Raw genomic sequence first — 18539 nt, forward strand, 5'->3', positions numbered from 1 at the left:
ATCATGGCGGGGCATCGCCTTGTTGTCTGGTACAACACGCGCTGCCCCGTCTGCGATGCCGGCATCGACTGGCAACGCAACAAGCTGGTGGCCGCCGTTCGCGCCGGCCAGATCTCCTTCAAGGACATCAACGAAGAACCTGACGCGCTCGCGTCATACGGCGTGTCGGTCGACGACGTGCGCCGGCGCCTGCACGCGACGGACGAGACCGGCCGCCTGATTGTCGGCGCCGATGTCGCGGTCGCGACCTGGCGGATAACGCCGGGTGAGGGATGGCTGGCCGCGCTGTTCGGTAATCGCCTGATACTGCCGATCACGCGGTTTGCGTACGACCGGTTCGCGGACTTGCTATTCGCGTGGAACAAGTGGAAGGGGCATTGGTGAGGGTGATCGCGCCCGCCTGCGCGCGAAGCCCTACTTCTTCTTCGCCCCGACCCGGCTGATGCTCTTGATCGCCAGCGGCGTGCGGCCGGATTTTTCGGCGATCTCGCGGTCCTGTTCCATGATGTAGTCGCGTGCCGGCTCGTCGCCGTCGAGCCCGCCGAGCAGCTCGGACGGCACGCGCCGGTTGGAGCGCTGGGAGTCGTCTTCATAGACGACGTTGAAGAAGGCAAATTCGCCTTTGGGATTGGTCCCGGGTTTCTTGGCCATGGGCGGCTTTTCTTCGATCAGGGCGACGTTGTCAAAGAAAAATAGCGGGTTCTGACGGCCCGTTACGCGCCATGCCGGTCTGGCCGGCGCGTGCAACAAAACTCAGCGAAATCTGCAAATCTCCGCCCAGCTTCAACCGCGATGCCCCGCCACGTTCCGCGCCGTGCATCACGCCCCGAACCAGCCTCCCACGCCTCCCGGCTCGAGCGCCGCGGCTATCTGGCCGCCGCTGCGTCCCTTCATATCAGGCGAACATCGGCTCGGCCGCTTCATGGCCCGCCGCCGCTGGACGTCTGCGTTTTACGAATTCCTGCGCTTCGGCGTGAAGCAGGCTTGGGCCTGCCTGTTCGGTGGGATCGCCGTTTTCCTGATGATTGCAACCTGGTGGTTCTATCCGGCGGCAGCGCCGCTTCCGCGCTACGATTTTCTGTTTCTCTGCATGATCGCGGTTCAGGTCGCGCTGCTCGCAGGGAAATTGGAGACATCCGACGAGGCAAAGGTGATCCTGATCTATCATGTCGTCGGCACCGCGATGGAGATCTTCAAGACGCAGGCCGGCTCGTGGATCTATCCGGAGCCGAATTTCTTCCGCGTCGGTGGCGTGCCGCTGTTCTCCGGCTTCATGTATGCCTGCATCGGCAGCTATCTGTGCCGCGCGTGGCGGCTGTTCGATTTCGAGTTCTCCCATCATCCGCGGCGCCGCGGCCTGGCCGCGCTCAGCGTAGCGATCTATCTCAACTTCTTCAGCCACCACTACATTGTCGACCTGCGCTGGCTGCTGTTCGCCTGGGCCGGCTGGCTATTCTTCCGCGCGCGCGTCTATTTCAGGGTTTGGCGTCACCATCGTTCGATGCCGCTTCTGCTCGGCCTCGTGCTGGTGTCCGTGTTCATCTGGTTCTCGGAAAACGTCGGGACATTTACAAAAACCTGGCTCTATCCGTCACAGCGGCTCGGCTGGTCGATGGTTTCCATCGACAAGCTCGGCTCCTGGTTCCTGCTGCTGATCATCAGCTACACGCTGGTGAGCCTGGTCAATGCGCCGCGGCAGAGGCGCGAAGCGCGTGGTCTCGCGGTCCTGCGCGCGCGCAACGCGTCGGCCGCGAGTTGAGAGGCGTCTACGCCGCCGCCCTTCACGACCAACGTACACGGCGATTTAGCAATCCTGCCCAGCTTCTCCCCGCAAGTGCAAGGCGGAGCGCGCGTGCTAGCCTTTCCTTTGCCCACTCCAAACGAGGCATCAAAAAACAAAGGGAAACGCATATGAGATGGCATGCACTTGCGATCGCATCGGCTCTGGTGGTCGCAACCCAGGCTCACGCGGCCGATAAGAAATACGGCCCCGGCGCCAGCGATACCGAGATCAAGCTTGGCCAGACTTCCCCGTTCTCCGGCCCCGCGTCGGCCTACAGCGTGATCGCCAAGACGCAGGCCGCCTATTTCAAGATGATCAACGAGCAGGGCGGCGTGAACGGGCGCAAGATCAATTTGATCACGCTCGATGATGCCTATAGCCCGCCGAAGACCGTGGAGCAGACCCGAAAACTCGTCGAGCAAGAGGAGGTTGCGGTCATCCTCAACCCGCTCGGCACGCCGACGGGGCTGGCGGTGCGAAAATATCTGAACGACAAGAAGGTGCCACAGCTGTTCGTCGGCGCCGGCGCCACGCTGTGGGGCGACCATGAGCGCTTCCCGTGGTCGATCGGCTTCCAGCCGTCCTACCAGGCCGAGACGGCGGTCTACGCAAAGTATGTACTGAAAAACAAGCCGGACGCGAAAATCGCGCTGTTCTACCAGAACGACGACGCCGGCAAGGATTACGGCAACGGCTTCAAGAAGGGATTGGGACCGGAGAACACCGCAAAGATGGTGGTCGCGGAATCGACCTATGAATCGACCGATCCGACCATCGACAGCCAGATCGTGAAGCTGAAAGCCTCCGGCGCCAACGTGCTGTTCATGCACGCGATCCCGAAACAGGCCGCGCAGGCGATCCGCAAGATCGGCGAGATCGGCTGGAAGCCCGACATGTTCTTCCTCGCGGCGACCTCGACGTCGGTGTCCTCGGTGCTGCAGCCCGCCGGCTTCGATCACTCCAAGGGCATCATTTCGTCCTACTCGTTCAAGGACCCCAACGATCCGCAGTGGAAGGACGACAAGGACGTGCAGGCCTGGCACGATTTCATGAAGAAGTATTTTCCGGACGGAAACCGCCAGGACCAGCTCATCGTCTACGGCTATGTGGTGGCGGAGGCGACCGTGCAGGTATTCAAGCAGTGCGGCGACGATCTCACCCATGAGAACATCATGAAGCAGGCGGCAAACCTCGACGTCACGCTGCCGCTGATGCTGCCCGGCATCAAGCTGAAGACCTCGCCGACCGATTACTTCCCGATCGAAGCCATGCGGCTGCAGAAGTTCAATGGCGAGATCTGGGAGCTGTTCGGCGAGACGATCGGCAACGACTGAACGGCGGACTGAAGTCCGCTAACGTCGGTAATTGGAGGGCGCTCACGATGGCGAGCGCCCTCATGCGGCGCGTGGCCTCGCCGACCTGCGCGCACGCACCGGCTCGTCGCCATCGGCCGCGGGTTGAGATGCGTCTACGCGGCCGACGCGGAAGCTGAACCCGCCTCGCCACGCCCCCGCTGCTGACTGGCCAGAATGCTCTGCCACAGCGCGGCAACGCTGCGCTGCGTCTCCGGCGCGATCAGGCAGTGGCCCTGATTGTCGAAGCCGCAGAATTTGGCGGATGCGTCCTGGCGGACGCGCGCGAAGGCCTCGTTGATCGCTTCGAGGCATTCGATGACCTGCCCAATATCCTGCAGCCGCGTGTGATAGAGGATGTCGATCAGGCGGAACGCCATCACGGGCGGCTGTCCGAACGAAATGCCCGGCCGCGCGAATTCGAAGAACACGTTGAACGCCGGCATCATGCCCCTGATCTGCGCCAGCACCGCGGCGGCGTCCTCGGTACTGCAGCTAACCAGGTGCGCCGCTTGCGGATGTTCCGCAGGCGCCGGCGCATCGGCGGCCAGCCCGAGCGAAGCAATGACTTCATGTTCGATCCACTGCCGGACCTGGGCAGGGGCGTTGCGGATCTGGTCCGTGGTCAGGGTAATTCCGATCATCGAGGCTCTCCTTTGGCCTCGATCCTAGGAAAGCCGGCGCACGGGAATATTGACGCGGATCAAACGTGGTGGTGGAAGCCCGCGGCGTCCCGGGTGTGGTCAGCCCTCTAGCGGCGGCGCCATGCCCGGGCCATCGCGTGTGCCGGCTCCGCCACCGGCGCCGGCGGGCCGCGCCGCTGCTCATCGTCGGCGGCACGGCCCATCGCCATGATGGCGGTGCCCATCGCGGCCGAACCGAAAGTGACGACGAAGCCGAACAATAACAGCCCGAGCGCGGTGCCGGGCGAGGCGTCGGCGAAAATCAGATGCCGCAAGCCGCCGGGATTGAGCGCCAGCAGTCCGCCGACCACCACCGTCGCCAGCGTCACGCCACCGGCGAGGTTGATGGCGAGCAGCCGGAACAACGGCACGCGGAGAAAGCGGAACCTGCCGTGCCGCTGCGCTCGATCGGGCGTTTGGTTCATCGTCATCGGTTCGCCTGCATTCGCCTCTCACCCTTTTACCAGAATCCGTCGGAGGTTCGAAGGCCGGCAACGCATGGCGGCGCTGCCGGTGCGAGCCTTGCCGCATGGCGTCACCCGTTCACCCCGGTGGTTCCGCGCGGAAAACTTCAGTCGCATGCCGGATTTTTGGCATCCTCGACCGTGAGGAACGTAATCGTGGCCGGCGCGATCTCGATCGCACCCGGCGGCGATGTCACCGCGGTAAACCGCGGAAGCTCGTCATTGGGACCAAGCTCCAAGGCTGTTCCGTTCAGCTTCACCTCAGCGCTTTGCAGGTTATCCGCCGACAGTGTGTAACGCTCGCTTGAGACAGGCAATCGCAAGGTCACGGCCGTCGTCCTGTCCGTATTGACGGCCAGCAGCGTAACGGCCCTTCGCGCCCCTCGTCGGCAATGCGCGTAGAGGTGCATCCCGTCGTGCACGCCGGCGTCGAGAACAATGGTGCCCATCAGTCGGCGCCACAGCAGCGCCGCCCAATAGTTCGATCGCGGCCGCAACGTCTTCTCGTCAAGCAGGCCGTAATCGCTCGCGGCCAGCGTGTTGTGCGCAACCATCTGGACGCCGGCCCTGGCAAGCCGGCCGAGTTGATCGAGATATCGGAACGTATCGAGGAAAGTCGAAGCCCAGGGATTGCCGCCGCAAGCGGTCTCGGCGGTTTCGGTCAGCCACATCGGTTTTCCAGGCGCAAACTCATCCCTGAGCGATTGGTAGAACGCCAGCGTCCGGCCCGTGCCCGCCAGCCACGCTTCCGAAAGCGCGGCATCTAGCGTGGTCTGCCCCGGCGCGCATCGTTGCGAGACCGCGCCGTAGTGATGATAGGAAAAAGCGTCGAGGCCGGGCCCGGATGCTGCAAGCAGGTCGTGGGTAGAGATGAGCCCGGAGCCGGATTGCGGAGATGATTGCGGCGCTGCCGTCTCGCCGATCGAGCCGGGGCCCAGCACCATCACATCCGGTTCACTGGCTCTCATGAACGCAACAAAGGCCTTGAAGTCTCGACCGTAAGCCGCCGCGTCGTAGCCCTTGGGCGCCCCGCCCATCGCGGCCAGCGTCGGCTCGTTCATGAACTCAGCGGCGGCAATCCTGCCACCGGCGGATCTGGTGTAGGCGAACAAGCGCCGCGCCTGATCGCTCTGCCATCGGCCTGTTGCGTCCCGGGCACCGACGCTCGTCGCCATCGAGGTCACGATCTCCGCGTTCACCGCGCGGGCAAAGTCGATGACAGCTTTCCAGCGCTCGTGGCTCAGCACCGCGCGAAAACCGTCGGGCGGTGTGGCGGGCGCATCATCGCTTTCTGCAAAGTAGGTGCTGTTGGCCCAGGTGCCACTGACGCGCATGTAGGCCGGAGCCAGCGCCGCAGCCAATGCGCGCAACCGCGGGTTCGACAGGTCGATCGGCTCCCGATACGCGTAGAGATCGCTATTGCTGCCTGCCGGAACATTTTCGGCGTTCACCGCGTCGCGCGCCGACGGCGCTGCGGCACTCGCCCTGTACGGCTTCCAGAACCGCCCGCCGGTGACCTCGACCATTTCCAGATTGTAAGATTGAAAACGCGCGTCGACGGTGCCGAGACGCGGCAGTCGTGCAGGGTCTACGGCAAACGTTGTCACTTGGGCGGCCGCCTGCTGGCTTCCCGCCAGCGCGGCGATCACAATTCCCATTCCGACTTTGAAACCACTGGACCTGGTCATAGCCATTGTCCTCGGCAGTCAAAGCGGGCGGAGGCCCACGCGTCGACGCTACGGCGCCACCAGCTCCACCCGCCGGTTCAGTGCGCGGCCGCCCTCGTTGGCATTGGAGCGGACCGGCGCGAGGAAACCCACACCGGCCGTGCGCAATCGCGCCTGCGCGATCCGAAAATTCTTCACCAGCTCTGCCGCCACCGCCTCGGCCCGACGGCGCGACAGATCGAGATTGTAGTCGTAGGCGCCCTGGTTGTCGGTGTGGCCGACGATGAAGACGTTGAGCTGCGGCTGGCCGGCCAGCAGTTTTGCGATCTGTTCGAGCGTCGGGCGGCTCTCGGGTTTCACCACCGCCTTGTCAGTATCGAAATAGATGCCATAGAGCGCGATGTGGCCGGCTTCGCCGAGGCCCTTTGCCATCGTCGCTGCGTCTACCATCTTGTTCTCGATCGCGCCGAGTTCGGCGATGACGAGTTGCGCATAGATATCGCGGTTGTTCTCGCTGACGATGAGGCTGGCATAGGTCTCGCGCCCAGCGTCCACCTTGCACCCGGCAAAATAGCGGTAGTTGAAGCCGTCCACCCACATCTGCGGGATCGGCAGCGCGTCGATCGCTTCCGAAAACGGAATGCCGCCGCAGGCGTCGGTGTCGCAAGCCAGCAGCGTCTCAAAGCCGGCCTTCGCCAGTTGCGTTTCGAAATTGCGCGACACCTCCAGGATCGAGGGGCCCGGATTGGTGCGATAGGCGATGCGGGTGATGCGGCCTTCCAGCCGCCGCGCGTCGGTGGGCTGGCCGTCCCTAAACGCCGCCCCTTGCATCCGCGCCGCGTCAAAATCCTTCACCTGATATCCCGTGATGACGCTGCCGCCGAACCGGCCGATGCCGGGATAATCTCTTGCGCCGGCCACGTCGCGCGTCTGCGCGGCGGCGTTCGTCATCGCGCCAAGCGAGATCGCGAACAGCAGGAGGACCGGCCTGAACATGGTGTGCGGCAAGCTCATGGGAAATCCATTCGTTCGAGAAACGATCGAGGGGGGCGGGGCGAAGGTTGACCTGTAAAGGTCGCGGCGGCAGATCAGCCGGTTCAAATGAGCCGCAATCATGGCCGTTTTCGAACGAGATTCTGGCCGCAACCCTCGAAGCGCGGCCGGGGACGTGCTAGAAGCCGATGCCTATTCGCAGCGCTCTATCAAGGAATGGCTTTTCCATGCTCCGCCTCGCATTTGCTTTCAGCGCGACCCTGGCCATGTTCGCAGGCTTCAACTCCGAGGCCCACGCCGCCCGATGCGGCAGCTCGTCCGCCGGCTTTGCTACCTGGAAGCAGGAATTTTCAGGCGAAGCGCGGGCCAAGGGCATCAGCGCTGGCACCATCCAGGCGCTGATGGCGACGAACTACGCGCAGGCGACCATCAATGCCGATCGCGGCCAGCGCAGTTTCAATCTCTCGCTCGATGCGTTTCTCGCCAAGCGGGGGGCCACAACCATCGTCTCACGTGGCCGCTCGCTCAAGGCGTCGCAGGGCGCGCTGTTCGCTTCGATCCAGCAGCGCTACGGCGTGCCGCCGGGACCGCTGCTCGCGATCTGGGGGATGGAGACCGGGTTCGGCAGCCAGCGCGGCAATCAGAACATGCTGTCGTCGATCGCGACGCTGGCCTATGACTGCCGGCGCTCGGAGTATTTCACCGAGCATCTTTACGCGGCGCTGCAATTGATCGATCGCGGCGCGCTCTCGCCGAACCAGCGCGGCTCCATGCATGGTGAGGTCGGCCAGACGCAGTTCATGCCCAAGGCGATATTGGCCTACGGCACCGGCAATCTCGAAAACTCGGCCAATGCGCTGACCTCCACCGCGAACTTCTTGAAAGCCCATGGCTGGCGCGCCGGCGCGGGTTACCAGCCGGGCGAGCCGAACTTTGCCGCCATCCAGGCCTGGAATGCCGCAGGCGTCTATCAGAAAGCGATTGCGCTGATGGGCAAGCAGATCGACGGCGGCGGCGAGTAGGCCCACTGTCTCGTCGTCCCTGCGAACGCAGGGACCCATTACCACCGGCGGCCATTGCTGAAACGAAGTCGTCGACCAACCCGTTTTAACAACATCGGCCGCGGCGTATGGGTCCCTGCGTTCGCAGGGACGACGAGGTTTCGTGCCCCGCTTTCCCATGGCATGATGGAAACGAGAATGAACAAGGGATTCGCATGCGCATACTTCGTTGGGCCGTTTTTGCCGGCGCCGTCATCTGTTCCACCCCCACTTACGCCGCCCGCTGCGGCGGCGATTTTAACACCTTCGTGGCGGCGATGTCGCAGGAGGCGGCGGCTGCCGGCATCTCGCAGGCCGTGATCAGCCAGGCGCTTTCGGGTGTGACGCAGGATCCGGCGGTGCTGACCTTCGACCGCCGCCAGCGCGGCACCTTCAACAAATCGTTCGAGCAATATGTCTCCACCCGCGTCGGCCCCGGGCGTATCAACATCGGCCGGCAAATGCTGCAGCGGCACGGCTCGCTGCTGGCGCGCATCGAGAAGCAATTTGGCGTGCCGCCGGAAATCGTGGTCGCGATCTGGGGGCTGGAGTCGGATTTCGGCAAGGGGGACATCGGCAAGATGCCTGTGATCCGCACGCTTGCCACCATGGCGCATGATTGCCGCCGCACCGAACTGTTCCAGGGCGAATTGCTGGCGGCGCTGAAGATCGTGCAGCGCGGCGATCTCCCCTTGCGCGATTTGATCGGCGCCTTCGCCGGCGAAATCGGCCAGACGCAATTTTTGCCGTCGTCCTACATCAAATACGGCGTCGATTTCGACGGCAACGGCCATGTCGACCTCCGCCACAGCGTCCCCGACGTGCTCGCCTCCACCGCAAACCTGTTGCACAGCAACGGCTTCAAGGGCGGCGCGCCGTACGGCGAGGGCACCGCGAATTTCGAAGCCATGCGGGAGTGGAACAGGGCGACGATCTACCGAAAGACGATCGGCTATTTCGCGGACCGGCTGGTGGGGCGGTGAAGCTGCGTCGCTTCGCAGCTTCGTAGGGTGGGCAAAGGCGCGTTAGCGCCGTGCCCACCATCTATCGTCGAGCGCGCTTCTTGATGGTGGACACGCTTCGCTTTGCCCACCCTACGGACTCTCGCCGTCATTGCGAGCGCAGCGAAGCAATCCACCTATCCGCTTGCCGCGCCATGGATTGCTTCGCTACGCTCGCAATGACGGCGGAGAGAATTTTGAATCACACCATCGCGCTACGCACGCTGCTCCCCTTCCAAAGGGGAGAAGGGGAGCAGCGGCCGAAACGATAGCCTCACTTCCCCTTCTCGCCCGTCATCTTCTCGATCCGCCTCGCCAGCACCGCCCAATACGTCGCCGGGCGAAACCGCTGCAGCAGATCCATGAACCACGCATCGTTGCCGATCAGAATCCGCGGCTGGTTTTTCTCGATGCCGGTGATGATGCGCTGTGCCGCGATCGGCGGCGTGGTCTTGGCCACCGCATCAAAGCGGTCGATCGATTGCGCGCGGCGCGCATTGTCGCTGATGCCTGTACCGGTGCGGGAGTTGCGCACGATGTTGGTCAGCACGCCGCCGGGATGCACCACCGACAATTTCACCGGGCTGTTCGCCATTGCCAGCTCATGCCGCAGGCTTTCCGAAAAGCCGCGCACCGCGAACTTCGCCGCGCAATACGCGGTCTGGCCGGGCGGGGCGATGATGCCGAAGATCGAAGAGAGGTTGACGATATGCGCCTCGCGCTGCTTTGCCAGATGCGGCAGGAACGCGCGGGTGCCGTGCACCACGCCCCAGAAATTGATGTTGATCAGCCATTCCATCTGCGCCTGGTCGACCTCGTTGAAGGCGCCAAGCAGTGCGACGCCGGCATTGTTGATGACGATGTTGAGCGAGGGGTGGGCGGCAAGGGCCGCGTTCGAAAATTCCTGGATCTGCGCGGGCTCGCCGACATCGACGCGGTGCGTCGTGATCTTGCGTGTGCCTCCCTTGCCGATCTCGGCGGCGACCTGTTGCAGGCCCGCCTCGTCGCGGTCGGCCAGCGCAAGGTCGCAGCCGCGCGCGGCCAGCTCCAGCGCAAGCGCGCGGCCGATGCCGCTGGCGGCGCCGGTCACGGCGGCCGCACTTCCAGATATCGCAGTCATGTCGGGGAGCTCCTTGCAGGTCGAGGACGGGCGGGTTCCCGCAAAGTTTCGCAAATTGGAACCGAACCATAAAGCGGTTTCCGCGCTTAACGTGGACTACCGGACAGAAAGGCATCGCCAATCCGGCGCAAATGCTGAGGAGGCTTACTTATGGGACAATCAAAACCATTTCGCGCGACCGCCCTCATTGTCGAAGACGACCCGATGCAACGGGACATGATCTGCCTGCTGCTGGAGGAGAGCGAGGTCGACGTCATCGAATGCGAAAGCGCGGAGGCCGCGGAACTGGTACTGGAGCGCGCCGCCGGCAGTCTTGTTTTGATGATGACTGACGTGCAGCTCGCCGGCAACATGGACGGCGTCGAGCTCGCGCACATCGCCCGGAAATACAATCCCGGGATGGGGGTGATCGTTACCTCGGGCAGCCCGCTGCATCAGGAATTGCCCGATGGCGCCCTGTTCTGGTCCAAGCCGTGGGCGCCGCTCGACGTGATCCGCGAGGCGGAGCGGATGGTGCATGAAAGACGCCGCGACGACGAGGCGCGCTCGCGCTCCTGAGCGGCCGCGCCGCCCTGCTTCCCGGCCGGATGCCGCCGTGCTAAGGGCAGGGCATGACGCTGTCGTTCCTGTTGACGTCGCTGATCGTGGTCGCTTCCCCCGGCACCGGCGTGCTCTATACGCTGGCGGTGGCGCTGACATCGGGCGCGCGGCCGAGCGTTGCGGCGGCGTTCGGCTGCACGCTCGGCATCCTGCCGCACATGCTGGCCGCCATGCTGGGATTGGCCGCGGTGCTGCACACCAGTGCGCTGGCGTTCGCCGCGCTGAAATGGTGCGGCGTGGTGTACCTGCTCTACATGGCCTGGCAGGCGTTGCGCGAGACCGGCGCGCTGTCGATCGATACGCGCCCGGCGGCTTCGTCGCGCTCCAGCCGGCGCGTCATCGTGACCGCGATCCTGATCAACATCCTCAACCCAAAACTGTCGATCTTCTTCCTGGCCTTCCTGCCGCAGTTCGTGGCCGTCGATGAGCCGCATCCGCTGGCGCGGATGCTGGAATTGAGCGCGGCCTTCATGGCGATGACGTTTGCGGTGTTTGCGGTCTATGGCTTGTTCGCGGCCTCGCTGCGCGACCGCGTCATCACCCGCCCGAAGGCGATGGCGTGGCTGCGCCGAAGCTTTGCCGCGGGATTTGCCGCACTCGGCGCCAAGCTCGCGTTCGCGGAGCGCTGACAATTTTCCCGTAGCCCGGATGAGCGCAGCGACATCCGGGGCCGGTGCTCATGTCATCCCGGATATCGCTTGCGCTCATCCGGGCTACGCGTCAGCTGCGTTCGCAGGGACGACGGCAGAGTAGATCCGAAAACCAAAAAGCGGACCCAAGGGCCCGCCGTTCTCCAAATCGCACCCGGAGTTGGGAGCCCGGGCGGAGCTGAGCACTCCACCCGGGCCAAAATTCACTTCTTCTTCGCTTTCTTGGCCTTCTTCGCCTTGGCCTTCTTCGCCTTCTTCGCTTTCTTAGCCATAGTATCCTCTCAAGGTTTTCATGGATTGAACGCGACACCGAGGCATGCTTGGCGGAGGGCCAGCCTCGCAACATCCTCGATCATGATCCCACCAGATTCGCAGCGCGATGCCGCGTGCCGTCATGGCGTTGTCATCACGTTATCCACAGTTGTTATGCATTTTGATGCGATTTTTGCCGAAACGAGCCTCGTGATCGCCGTTCGCATGCGCGCGCATCATGCTTAACGATGTCCCAACACCGACGATCTTCATCAATTCAAAACCACGGTTTGGATTGACCGGCGGCAGTCAGGGTCCGTTAAGCGGCGCGGATGCACGTTGTTCCGCTAGACGACGGGGATCGTCGTGGGAGAAGGCGCGAGGCGGAAGCCTCGAGCGGTCGTTAGACAACAGGGGAGATGGGCCGTGCGCGTCCCGGGTTCGCAATGCTGAGCGTTCCGACGCTTTGGACGGTGTTCGTCATCAATTTTCTCGCGCTGGGCCTGATCTGGGCCTACGTCATGCGCTGCTATCCGTCGTTCGAAGCCGCGCGATTCTGGACCGGTTCGGCGTTCGCTGCGGCGGCCGGTGCGGCGATGGCGATGCTGCGCGTGGTGTTCCCGGATTCATTGGTGCCTCTGCTGTTTGGCGGCACCGCCTTGTTGCTGGCGATCTGCCTGGCTGCGATGGGCATCCGCAAATTCTTCAATCAGCCGGTTTCCTGGCGCGACACCTTGCTGATCACCGGGCTTGGCGCGGCCGGCCTGTGCTTCTTCACGTTCGGCTATGACAGCGTGCCGGGGCGAATGACCGTCTTTACGATCGCCCAGGTGTTGCCGATGCTGCGCAGCCTGAAGCTGCTGCTGTCGCCGCATGAAGGGCGCGTCAATCCCGGCGCCCGGCTGGCCGGCATCGTCACCATTTTCATCCTCGTCATTTTCGCAAGCCGGCTGCTCGGCGCGCTGACCGACGCGGGCGGCGGCTTCTCCTATATGCAGTTCAGCCCGGCGCAATCATTCGTCATCCTGGTGTTGGTGTTCCTGTCGATGGCGCTGAATTTCGGCTTCCTGCTGATGGCGATGGACCGCCTGCGCAATGAGGTCGCGGATCTCGCGCTGCTCGACGATCTCACCGGCGTCGGCAACCGCCGCCATCTGCTGCAGCGCCTGACGGAAGAATGCTCGCGCTCCGAACGCTGCGGTCAGCCCTTCGCGCTGCTGGTGATTGATCTCGACGGCTTCAAGGCCATCAACGATACCCACGGCCATGCCGCCGGCGACGCCTGCCTGCAGCATTTCACGCTGATGGCGCAGACGCGCTTGCGGCCCGGCGACATGCTGGCGCGGACCGGCGGCGACGAGTTCTGCATCGTGCTGCCGTCCTCGACGCTGCGCGAAGGCGCCATGATCGCCCGCCGCGTGCTGGAGGTCTGCCGTGCGGACGCCGAACAATGCACCGGCAACGATATTCCGGTCGCGGTCTCGATCGGCGTCGCGCAATGGGCCCGCGAGATGGGCGCATTCCCCGACCGCCTGATTGCGGCCGCCGACCATGCGCTCTACGACGCCAAGAAGGCCGGCCGCAACGGTTTTGCGACCTACGACCCGTCGCCGCCGCTGGCGCCCGAACCCGCAAGCCCGCCAATGTCCGACATGGGCCTGCGCAAGCACGCGTGAGGCGTGCTACGTTTGTCCGTCACTGGACTTCGCGCATGAATTTTCGCCTCTTCGCGGCTGCACTATTGGTCCTCTTGTTTGCTCGTTGCGCCTTCGCGCAGACGCCCGGCCTCGCGACAATCGCGCGCGCATCGGGCACACCCGACATTCCCGGCCTGAAGATGGTCTGGCTGGCGCCGTGGGGCGAACTTTCAAAAGCCCATCCCTGGCGCAACATCATCGTGCACCAGACCGAAGGGCCGGCAGGCTCGGCGCGCGGCGGCGCTCAGGCGCAATCGAAGAACCCGACCCGGCGCGGCGTCATGGTCTGGGTCGAGACCGACGGCACGGTGTACTGGGCGGTCGCCGAACATCTGGTCCCGACCCATGGCGACGGCGCCAACCGCAACGACAACAAATATATCGACAACGGCCCGACCCATCGGCAGGTGGTCGGCAACAATTCGATCGGCGTCGAATTCGCCGGCAATTATCCCGACGTCACGCGCGGGCCTACCGAGGCGCAGATCGCGGCGTGGAAAATTCTCGTCAACGTGCTGCGCGCGCGTTACGGCATCCCGCTCGATCGCGTCTATGCGCACAATTGGATCGACTACAAGGACGCCCGCTATTGCGAGGGCTGCGCGCTGGCGAAGATGGCGCGGGAGTGGGGGGAATAATCCCTCTCGTCGTCCCGGCCTTTAGCCGGGACCCATACGCTGCGGGAAGTCGTCATCGCCCGGTTTAACCGGGCGATCCAGTATTCCAGAGGCTATTGCGATTGCGCTCCCTGGCCGCGGCGTACTGGGTCCCCCGCTTTCGCGGAGGACGACACCGGGGATGTAGAAGCTGCGCCTGTCGATTTGACCGCCGGCAATGGTTCAAGCACTGTCGGCGATGTTGATCGATAGAAAGACATTCAAGGGATTTGAATTGATGACATCGCTTTCGGCGGCGTTGCCGTCTTTGTCTTGCAGGCCCGGCAAGGTGTTCGGCGCCATTTCCGCAGTCGCGGTGCTGCTGTGCGCTTCCCTGCTGGCGGCGCTGGAAGCGCCGAGCAAGCCGTTCCTCGACAAGAACAGTTTTTATCTCTCGTCGGCCGGCTTCCGCGTCCAGGTCGCCAACGACGAAGCGGGCAGGAAGGCGCTGCACGCGCTGCCGCCGCATCGCTTCGTGCTTCACCGCACCGGCAACGATGTGCGCTATCTCTATGCCGAGCCGAACCACTGCGTCTGCATCTTCATCGGCACGCAGGCGAACTACCAGGATTATCGCGATATCCTGGCAAAACCGGTCGATCAGCCCGACAACGTCGCGCCTGACTACAAGACGCAGGCCAGCGCGTTGCTGTACGGCGATCCCTACGACTGGAACAACCTGAACCAGCCCGACAGCATCGCGGATTATCTGCGGACGTATTATTGAGCGCGAGGGCGCGGGCGCAGAAGGGCGCAGTCGTCATCGCCCGGCTTGACCGGGCGATCCAGTATCCCAGAGGCCCCAGTTATTGCACGCCGTCTCACGACCGCCGCGGCGTACTGGGTCCCCCGCTTTCGCGGAGGACGACAGCGGAGTTGGTGAGACAGCTTCCCGCAAAACCAAAGCACAAAACAAAAAGCCGGCGTTGCCGCCGGCTTTCGTTACCTGTTACTCCGCTCGCGCGATCAGTGCGCGGCTTCGAGCGCTGCGGCTTCCTGCCGGGCAATCGTGCCCTTGACGGCCGACTGCACCTTCTCGAAAGCGCGGACCTCGATCTGCCGCACGCGTTCGCGCGACACGCCGAATTCGGCGGCGAGGTCTTCCAGCGTCATCGGGTCTTCCGCCAGGCGCCGCGCCTCGAAGATGCGGCGTTCGCGCGGGTTGAGCACACCGATCGCGCCGTTCAGCGCCTGCCGGCGATGATCGAACTCCTCGTGCTCGGCCATCACGGCTTCCTGGTTGGGCGAGTTGTCGACCAGCCAGTCCTGCCATTCGCCGGCCTCGCCGTCGTCGCGGATCGGCGCGTTGAGCGACGCGTCGCCACCGAGGCGGCGGTTCATGTCGACCACGTCCTGATTCGTCACGCCCAGCCGCTTGGCAATGATCGCTACCTGGTCGGGGCGGAGATCGCCCTCGTCCAGCGCGGAGATCTTGCTCTTCGCCTTGCGCAGGTTGAAGAACAGCTTCTTCTGGTTCGCGGTGGTTCCCATTTTCACGAGCGACCAGGAACGCAGGATGTACTCTTGTATCGACGCCTTGATCCACCACATGGCGTAGGTAGCGAGACGGAAACCCTTCTCGGGCTCGAACCGCTTGACCGCCTGCATCAGGCCGACATTGCCTTCCGAGACGACCTCGGAGATCGGCAAGCCGTAGCCGCGATAGCCCATGGCGATCTTGGCCACGAGCCGGAGATGGCTGGTGACAAGGTGATGTGCCGCGTCGCGATCGTCATGTTCGCGCCAACGCTTGGCGAACATGTATTCCTGCTGGGGTTCCAGCATCGGAAATTTGCGGATCTCGGCGAGGTATCTTGAAAGGCCGGATTCTCCATTGAGAACCGGCAGCGTAGCTGTACGGGCCATTCGAGCGCCCTCCAGTTGTTCAGGCCCCCGATAGCGGCGGGCCCGGCAGGTGATCGCTGTGTTAAAGCCGACCAGGCTGCGATGTTCCGCGCTGGATATTCAGCGCAGGTGCAACATAGCTGAAAACGAACAAATAGGGAAGGAATACTGACGTCACGTCACCGTGTGCCTGCTATAACCTGCTGGTATAGCTTGTCTTTTCCGAAGGGGCTGCGTCATAGCGCCGCTTCCAGCGCCCGTTGCAGGAGAAGCAGATCCTCCGGCAGAGCCGCCTCCCAATGCAAAAGTTCTCCGGTTCGGGGGTGTTCCAGGGCCAGCAAATAGGCGTGCAGGGCCTGCCGGCCGAGCGCGGTGAGCGCCTCCTTACCTTGCGCGCCGAGGTGGCCGGCCTTGGTCTTGAAGTGCGGGCCATAGACGGCATCGCCTAGAAGTGGATGTCCGATATGGGCGAGGTGCACGCGGATCTGATGCGTCCGCCCGGTCTCGAGCTGGCAGGCGAGAAACGAGGCGACCGGCTTGCCGTCGCGCCCCTGATACGCCGCCTGCAATTCCCAATGCGTGACCGCCTCGCGTCCGCCCGGGCGCACCGCCATTTTTTCGCGGGCGTAAGCATGCCGGTCGATCGGCGCGTCGACCGTGCCGCGCTGGCGGCCGGGCACGCCCCAGACGAAGGCTTTGTAGCCCCGCTGCATCGGGCCGGTGCGGCCGTGATCGGCGAATTGCGCGGTCAGCGATTGATGCGCCTGGTCGTTCTTGGCGACCACCATCAGGCCTGTCGTGTCCTTGTCGAGCCGGTGCACGATACCCGGCCGGCGGACACCACCAATCCCTGAAAGACTGGCGCCGCAATGGGCGATCAGCGCGTTCACCAGTGTGACGCTCTCGTGCCCCGCGGCCGGGTGGACGACCAGCCCCTTCGGCTTGTCGATGACGATGATGTCGTCGTCCTCATAGATAATGTCGAGCGCGATGTCCTCGCCCTTCGGCTCCGGCGCCACCGCTTCGGGGACGTCGATTGTGATCGTATCGCCGGCGGCGACATGATAAGCGGGGTCGCGGATGGGGGCGCCTTTGGCGGTGACGGAACCAGCCAGAATCAGCGCTTTCAGCCGCGAGCGCGACAGTTCAGGGCGGAGCACCGCGAGCACGCGGTCGAGACGCGGCGACCCCTCGTCGCCGCCGACGGTGACCTCCAGCCTTTGACCGCCGTTAGATGAGCCTTGTTCCAAAGCAGAGCCCTGCATGACCGATACCGTAGCGCCCGAACCGACCCCCGAGCAGGCCGCGCTGATGGCGCGGGTGCGGCGGATGATGCTGATCGCGGGCCTGACCTCGGCGCTCGCGGTGGCCGTGGTCCTGATCGCCGTCGGGTACCGTCTTTACCGTGGCGAGGGAAGCCCCGCGGCATCTAGCGCGGACATTATTGCGACCCTGCCCAAGGGCGCCCGCATCGTCTCGACGGCGGTGGCCGGCGAACGGCTGGTGCTGACGCTGGATATAGGCGGGGTCACCGAAATCCGCACCTTCGACGCCAAGACGCTGAAACCGGCCGGAAAGCTCAAATTCGTCAGCGAACCCTGAGGCCTGCGCGCCCGGCTTAAAGTGCCCGGGCCGGAGGCGGGGACGCCTGGCAACAGGTTTACCCAACCCTGCGAGGGCCTTCAGACTTGCCTTGCCCGCCGCACATTTCGCGGCTATTCCCTCTCCCGTACGCTCCCTTCGTCTAGCGGTTAGGACGCGGCCCTCTCAAGGCTGAAACAGGGGTTCGATTCCCCTAGGGAGCGCCATAAAATCAAACGCTTAGTCGATCTTGAGAGCTTAGTGTCCAGTTTGTGTCTCGTCCACGGGGACGCGGGCCAAGAGCTCTTCAGAAAATCTACGGCCTATAGCTAAGTGAGCAGTCGAAAGCGTCGCGGCCCAACTATTCGACCATCGACTGCCGCAGTTTATGCGATCGTGGATTTAACGGGGGATGCGAATCCCTCCCTCTCCGCCACCTAACCGCGACGTGCGAAAAACCCAATAAAACCGGGCATTTCTCGAGCCACCGGATTCGGACGGTGGAGACCCGCGGTGGAGACCCGCGGATGATGCAAATTTGCCTCAAATTGCCATCATTCGGCCGATGGGGAAAGCTTGAATCCTTCAAGAATGCGACGGAATAGGCCCATGTTTTGGGCCCCTACATTTGTGTTGAGTCCTTGATTCGTGGCACCGGCACGCAGCGTGTGAAGCGATCCTGGTCTGTCCGCAAATTGGGAGCGAAGGCTGCACGCGATCGCAAGCAGGTCGCAAGAACTATGCTGAACTCGATGCCAGAGACCATGACGGCAAGATAATTGTCCTTGCTAAGCGACTGCGTCGAAAATCTCCTGAAGGCGGCCGTCGACCGCTGCTGACTATCGCGGCTGAACAAGCGCAGCAGGGCTTTTCTAGTCGCAGTGTCATACCCCGCGACGTCGGTTGGTCGAGTGCTCGGAGAACTCAATTGGGCAATTGCTGGAACCAGCTCACCGGCAGTCCCGCTGGTTAGCCGGTCGGGAGGCCAATTGCTGGAAATAAATAACGGTATTTCTACTAAAGACCATTACCGACTGCGCTTGCAACATCTAGTCGTTATGAGGCAATAAAAACCCGGAAAGTTGAGTCCCCAATTTGCGCCCAAACTACGCTGTCCAGATTTCCGCCTTGCCCGACGAGCGCCTTGAGGGCTTC

General features: G+C 63.5%; 19 protein-coding genes and 1 tRNA gene. 12 read left to right on the top strand and 8 right to left on the bottom strand.

Annotated features, from left to right (window positions below; genetic code table 11):
- The first annotated feature begins 3 nt into the window (after positions 1-3).
- Positions 4-384 carry a thiol-disulfide oxidoreductase DCC family protein gene (locus tag ACPPVP_RS07440; RefSeq protein ID WP_426532725.1) on the top strand — a complete coding sequence of 127 codons (381 nt, stop codon included), beginning with the start codon at positions 4-6 and terminating at the stop codon, positions 382-384.
- A 30-nt stretch (positions 385-414) separates the two neighbouring features.
- Here the strand turns inward: ACPPVP_RS07440 and ACPPVP_RS07445 are convergent, their stop codons facing one another.
- Complete coding sequence (locus ACPPVP_RS07445) at positions 415-651, bottom strand: hypothetical protein (protein ID WP_426532727.1); 237 nt, start codon at positions 649-651, stop codon at positions 415-417.
- Between the two features lie 163 nt (positions 652-814).
- Between ACPPVP_RS07445 and ACPPVP_RS07450 the strand changes: the two genes are divergently transcribed.
- The gene (locus ACPPVP_RS07450; protein WP_426532729.1) at positions 815-1759 is read left to right on the top strand and encodes a DUF817 domain-containing protein; all 945 of its coding nucleotides are present in this window, start codon (positions 815-817) and stop codon (positions 1757-1759) included.
- 152 nt (positions 1760-1911) lie between these two features.
- On the top strand, positions 1912-3117 hold the full coding sequence (locus tag ACPPVP_RS07455) for an ABC transporter substrate-binding protein (RefSeq protein WP_426532731.1): 1206 nt from the start codon (positions 1912-1914) through the stop codon (positions 3115-3117).
- Between the two features lie 134 nt (positions 3118-3251).
- Here the strand turns inward: ACPPVP_RS07455 and ACPPVP_RS07460 are convergent, their stop codons facing one another.
- The 4 genes from ACPPVP_RS07460 to ACPPVP_RS07475 all read right to left on the bottom strand — a co-directional run bounded on the left by ACPPVP_RS07460 (position 3252) and on the right by ACPPVP_RS07475 (position 6945).
- Positions 3252-3779 (bottom strand): hypothetical protein, encoded by a 528-nt coding sequence (locus ACPPVP_RS07460; protein ID WP_426532733.1) that lies wholly within the window; start codon positions 3777-3779, stop codon positions 3252-3254.
- Positions 3780-3886: 107 nt separating this feature from the next.
- Positions 3887-4249: a hypothetical protein gene (locus ACPPVP_RS07465; protein WP_426532735.1), complete on the bottom strand. Its 363-nt coding sequence runs from the start codon at positions 4247-4249 to the stop codon at positions 3887-3889.
- Between the two features lie 140 nt (positions 4250-4389).
- Positions 4390-5970, bottom strand: a complete 1581-nt coding sequence (locus ACPPVP_RS07470; protein ID WP_426532737.1) for a hypothetical protein — start codon at positions 5968-5970, stop codon at positions 4390-4392.
- Between the two features lie 48 nt (positions 5971-6018).
- Positions 6019-6945, bottom strand: coding sequence for an OmpA family protein (locus ACPPVP_RS07475; RefSeq protein ID WP_426537713.1), 927 nt, complete (start codon positions 6943-6945; stop codon positions 6019-6021).
- Between the two features lie 224 nt (positions 6946-7169).
- On the opposite strand from ACPPVP_RS07475, the gene ACPPVP_RS07480 reads away from it, so the two are divergent.
- Both ACPPVP_RS07480 and ACPPVP_RS07485 read left to right on the top strand, forming a co-directional pair.
- Positions 7170-7964: a lytic murein transglycosylase gene (locus ACPPVP_RS07480; protein WP_426532739.1), complete on the top strand. Its 795-nt coding sequence runs from the start codon at positions 7170-7172 to the stop codon at positions 7962-7964.
- A gap of 194 nt (positions 7965-8158) precedes the next feature.
- Complete coding sequence (locus ACPPVP_RS07485) at positions 8159-8965, top strand: lytic murein transglycosylase (protein ID WP_426532741.1); 807 nt, start codon at positions 8159-8161, stop codon at positions 8963-8965.
- A 292-nt stretch (positions 8966-9257) separates the two neighbouring features.
- On the opposite strand, the gene ACPPVP_RS07490 is transcribed toward ACPPVP_RS07485, so the two are convergent.
- Positions 9258-10103 carry an SDR family NAD(P)-dependent oxidoreductase gene (locus ACPPVP_RS07490; RefSeq protein ID WP_426532743.1) on the bottom strand — a complete coding sequence of 282 codons (846 nt, stop codon included), beginning with the start codon at positions 10101-10103 and terminating at the stop codon, positions 9258-9260.
- Positions 10104-10253: 150 nt separating this feature from the next.
- Between ACPPVP_RS07490 and ACPPVP_RS07495 the strand changes: the two genes are divergently transcribed.
- The 5 genes from ACPPVP_RS07495 (at position 10254) to ACPPVP_RS07515 (ending at position 14685) form a co-directional block, all read left to right on the top strand.
- Complete coding sequence (locus tag ACPPVP_RS07495) at positions 10254-10661, top strand: response regulator (protein ID WP_426532745.1); 408 nt, start codon at positions 10254-10256, stop codon at positions 10659-10661.
- 53 nt (positions 10662-10714) lie between these two features.
- On the top strand, positions 10715-11332 hold the full coding sequence (locus tag ACPPVP_RS07500) for a LysE family translocator (RefSeq protein ID WP_426532747.1): 618 nt from the start codon (positions 10715-10717) through the stop codon (positions 11330-11332).
- Between the two features lie 719 nt (positions 11333-12051).
- Positions 12052-13281 carry a GGDEF domain-containing protein gene (locus tag ACPPVP_RS07505; RefSeq protein ID WP_426532749.1) on the top strand — a complete coding sequence of 410 codons (1230 nt, stop codon included), beginning with the start codon at positions 12052-12054 and terminating at the stop codon, positions 13279-13281.
- 35 nt (positions 13282-13316) lie between these two features.
- On the top strand, positions 13317-13940 hold the full coding sequence (locus ACPPVP_RS07510) for a peptidoglycan recognition protein family protein (protein WP_426532751.1): 624 nt from the start codon (positions 13317-13319) through the stop codon (positions 13938-13940).
- Positions 13941-14196: 256 nt separating this feature from the next.
- The gene (locus tag ACPPVP_RS07515) at positions 14197-14685 is read left to right on the top strand and encodes a hypothetical protein (RefSeq protein ID WP_426532753.1); all 489 of its coding nucleotides are present in this window, start codon (positions 14197-14199) and stop codon (positions 14683-14685) included.
- A gap of 239 nt (positions 14686-14924) precedes the next feature.
- On the opposite strand, the gene rpoH is transcribed toward ACPPVP_RS07515, so the two are convergent.
- Both rpoH and ACPPVP_RS07525 read right to left on the bottom strand, forming a co-directional pair.
- The gene (gene rpoH / locus ACPPVP_RS07520; RefSeq protein ID WP_426532755.1) at positions 14925-15824 is read right to left on the bottom strand and encodes an RNA polymerase sigma factor RpoH; all 900 of its coding nucleotides are present in this window, start codon (positions 15822-15824) and stop codon (positions 14925-14927) included.
- Positions 15825-16039: 215 nt separating this feature from the next.
- A complete protein-coding gene (locus ACPPVP_RS07525) occupies positions 16040-17068 on the bottom strand; it encodes an RluA family pseudouridine synthase (RefSeq protein WP_426532757.1) in 1029 nt (342 codons plus the stop codon).
- Between ACPPVP_RS07525 and ACPPVP_RS07530 the strand changes: the two genes are divergently transcribed.
- Together ACPPVP_RS07530 and ACPPVP_RS07535 are read left to right on the top strand one after the other, a co-directional pair.
- The gene (locus tag ACPPVP_RS07530) at positions 17067-17405 is read left to right on the top strand and encodes a hypothetical protein (protein ID WP_426532759.1); all 339 of its coding nucleotides are present in this window, start codon (positions 17067-17069) and stop codon (positions 17403-17405) included. The two genes, ACPPVP_RS07525 and ACPPVP_RS07530, sit on opposite strands and share 2 nt — an antisense overlap.
- Before the next feature lie 131 nt (positions 17406-17536).
- Positions 17537-17611 (top strand) — tRNA-Glu (locus ACPPVP_RS07535).
- Positions 17612-18539: the final 928 nt, after the last annotated feature.

Source organism: Bradyrhizobium sp. McL0615 (assembly GCF_049993905.1).
Lineage (GTDB): Bacteria > Pseudomonadota > Alphaproteobacteria > Rhizobiales > Xanthobacteraceae > Bradyrhizobium.

Excerpts from the sequence above, each read along its gene's own strand:
- ACPPVP_RS07480 (WP_426532739.1), top strand. The coding sequence starts at position 7,170 with ATGCTCCGCCTCGCATTTGCTTTCAGCGCGACCCTGGCCATGTTCGCA.
- ACPPVP_RS07445 (WP_426532727.1), bottom strand. The coding sequence starts at position 651 with ATGGCCAAGAAACCCGGGACCAATCCCAAAGGCGAATTTGCCTTCTTC.
- ACPPVP_RS07505 (WP_426532749.1), top strand. The coding sequence starts at position 12,052 with ATGCTGAGCGTTCCGACGCTTTGGACGGTGTTCGTCATCAATTTTCTC.
- ACPPVP_RS07470 (WP_426532737.1), bottom strand. The coding sequence starts at position 5,970 with ATGACCAGGTCCAGTGGTTTCAAAGTCGGAATGGGAATTGTGATCGCC.
- ACPPVP_RS07485 (WP_426532741.1), top strand. The coding sequence starts at position 8,159 with ATGCGCATACTTCGTTGGGCCGTTTTTGCCGGCGCCGTCATCTGTTCC.
- ACPPVP_RS07530 (WP_426532759.1), top strand. The coding sequence starts at position 17,067 with ATGACCGATACCGTAGCGCCCGAACCGACCCCCGAGCAGGCCGCGCTG.
- ACPPVP_RS07460 (WP_426532733.1), bottom strand. The coding sequence starts at position 3,779 with ATGATCGGAATTACCCTGACCACGGACCAGATCCGCAACGCCCCTGCC.
- ACPPVP_RS07490 (WP_426532743.1), bottom strand. The coding sequence starts at position 10,103 with ATGACTGCGATATCTGGAAGTGCGGCCGCCGTGACCGGCGCCGCCAGC.
- ACPPVP_RS07465 (WP_426532735.1), bottom strand. The coding sequence starts at position 4,249 with ATGACGATGAACCAAACGCCCGATCGAGCGCAGCGGCACGGCAGGTTC.
- ACPPVP_RS07455 (WP_426532731.1), top strand. The coding sequence starts at position 1,912 with ATGAGATGGCATGCACTTGCGATCGCATCGGCTCTGGTGGTCGCAACC.
- ACPPVP_RS07495 (WP_426532745.1), top strand. The coding sequence starts at position 10,254 with ATGGGACAATCAAAACCATTTCGCGCGACCGCCCTCATTGTCGAAGAC.
- ACPPVP_RS07500 (WP_426532747.1), top strand. The coding sequence starts at position 10,715 with ATGACGCTGTCGTTCCTGTTGACGTCGCTGATCGTGGTCGCTTCCCCC.
- rpoH (WP_426532755.1), bottom strand. The coding sequence starts at position 15,824 with ATGGCCCGTACAGCTACGCTGCCGGTTCTCAATGGAGAATCCGGCCTT.
- ACPPVP_RS07510 (WP_426532751.1), top strand. The coding sequence starts at position 13,317 with ATGAATTTTCGCCTCTTCGCGGCTGCACTATTGGTCCTCTTGTTTGCT.
- ACPPVP_RS07525 (WP_426532757.1), bottom strand. The coding sequence starts at position 17,068 with ATGCAGGGCTCTGCTTTGGAACAAGGCTCATCTAACGGCGGTCAAAGG.
- ACPPVP_RS07515 (WP_426532753.1), top strand. The coding sequence starts at position 14,197 with ATGACATCGCTTTCGGCGGCGTTGCCGTCTTTGTCTTGCAGGCCCGGC.
- ACPPVP_RS07475 (WP_426537713.1), bottom strand. The coding sequence starts at position 6,945 with ATGTTCAGGCCGGTCCTCCTGCTGTTCGCGATCTCGCTTGGCGCGATG.
- ACPPVP_RS07440 (WP_426532725.1), top strand. The coding sequence starts at position 4 with ATGGCGGGGCATCGCCTTGTTGTCTGGTACAACACGCGCTGCCCCGTC.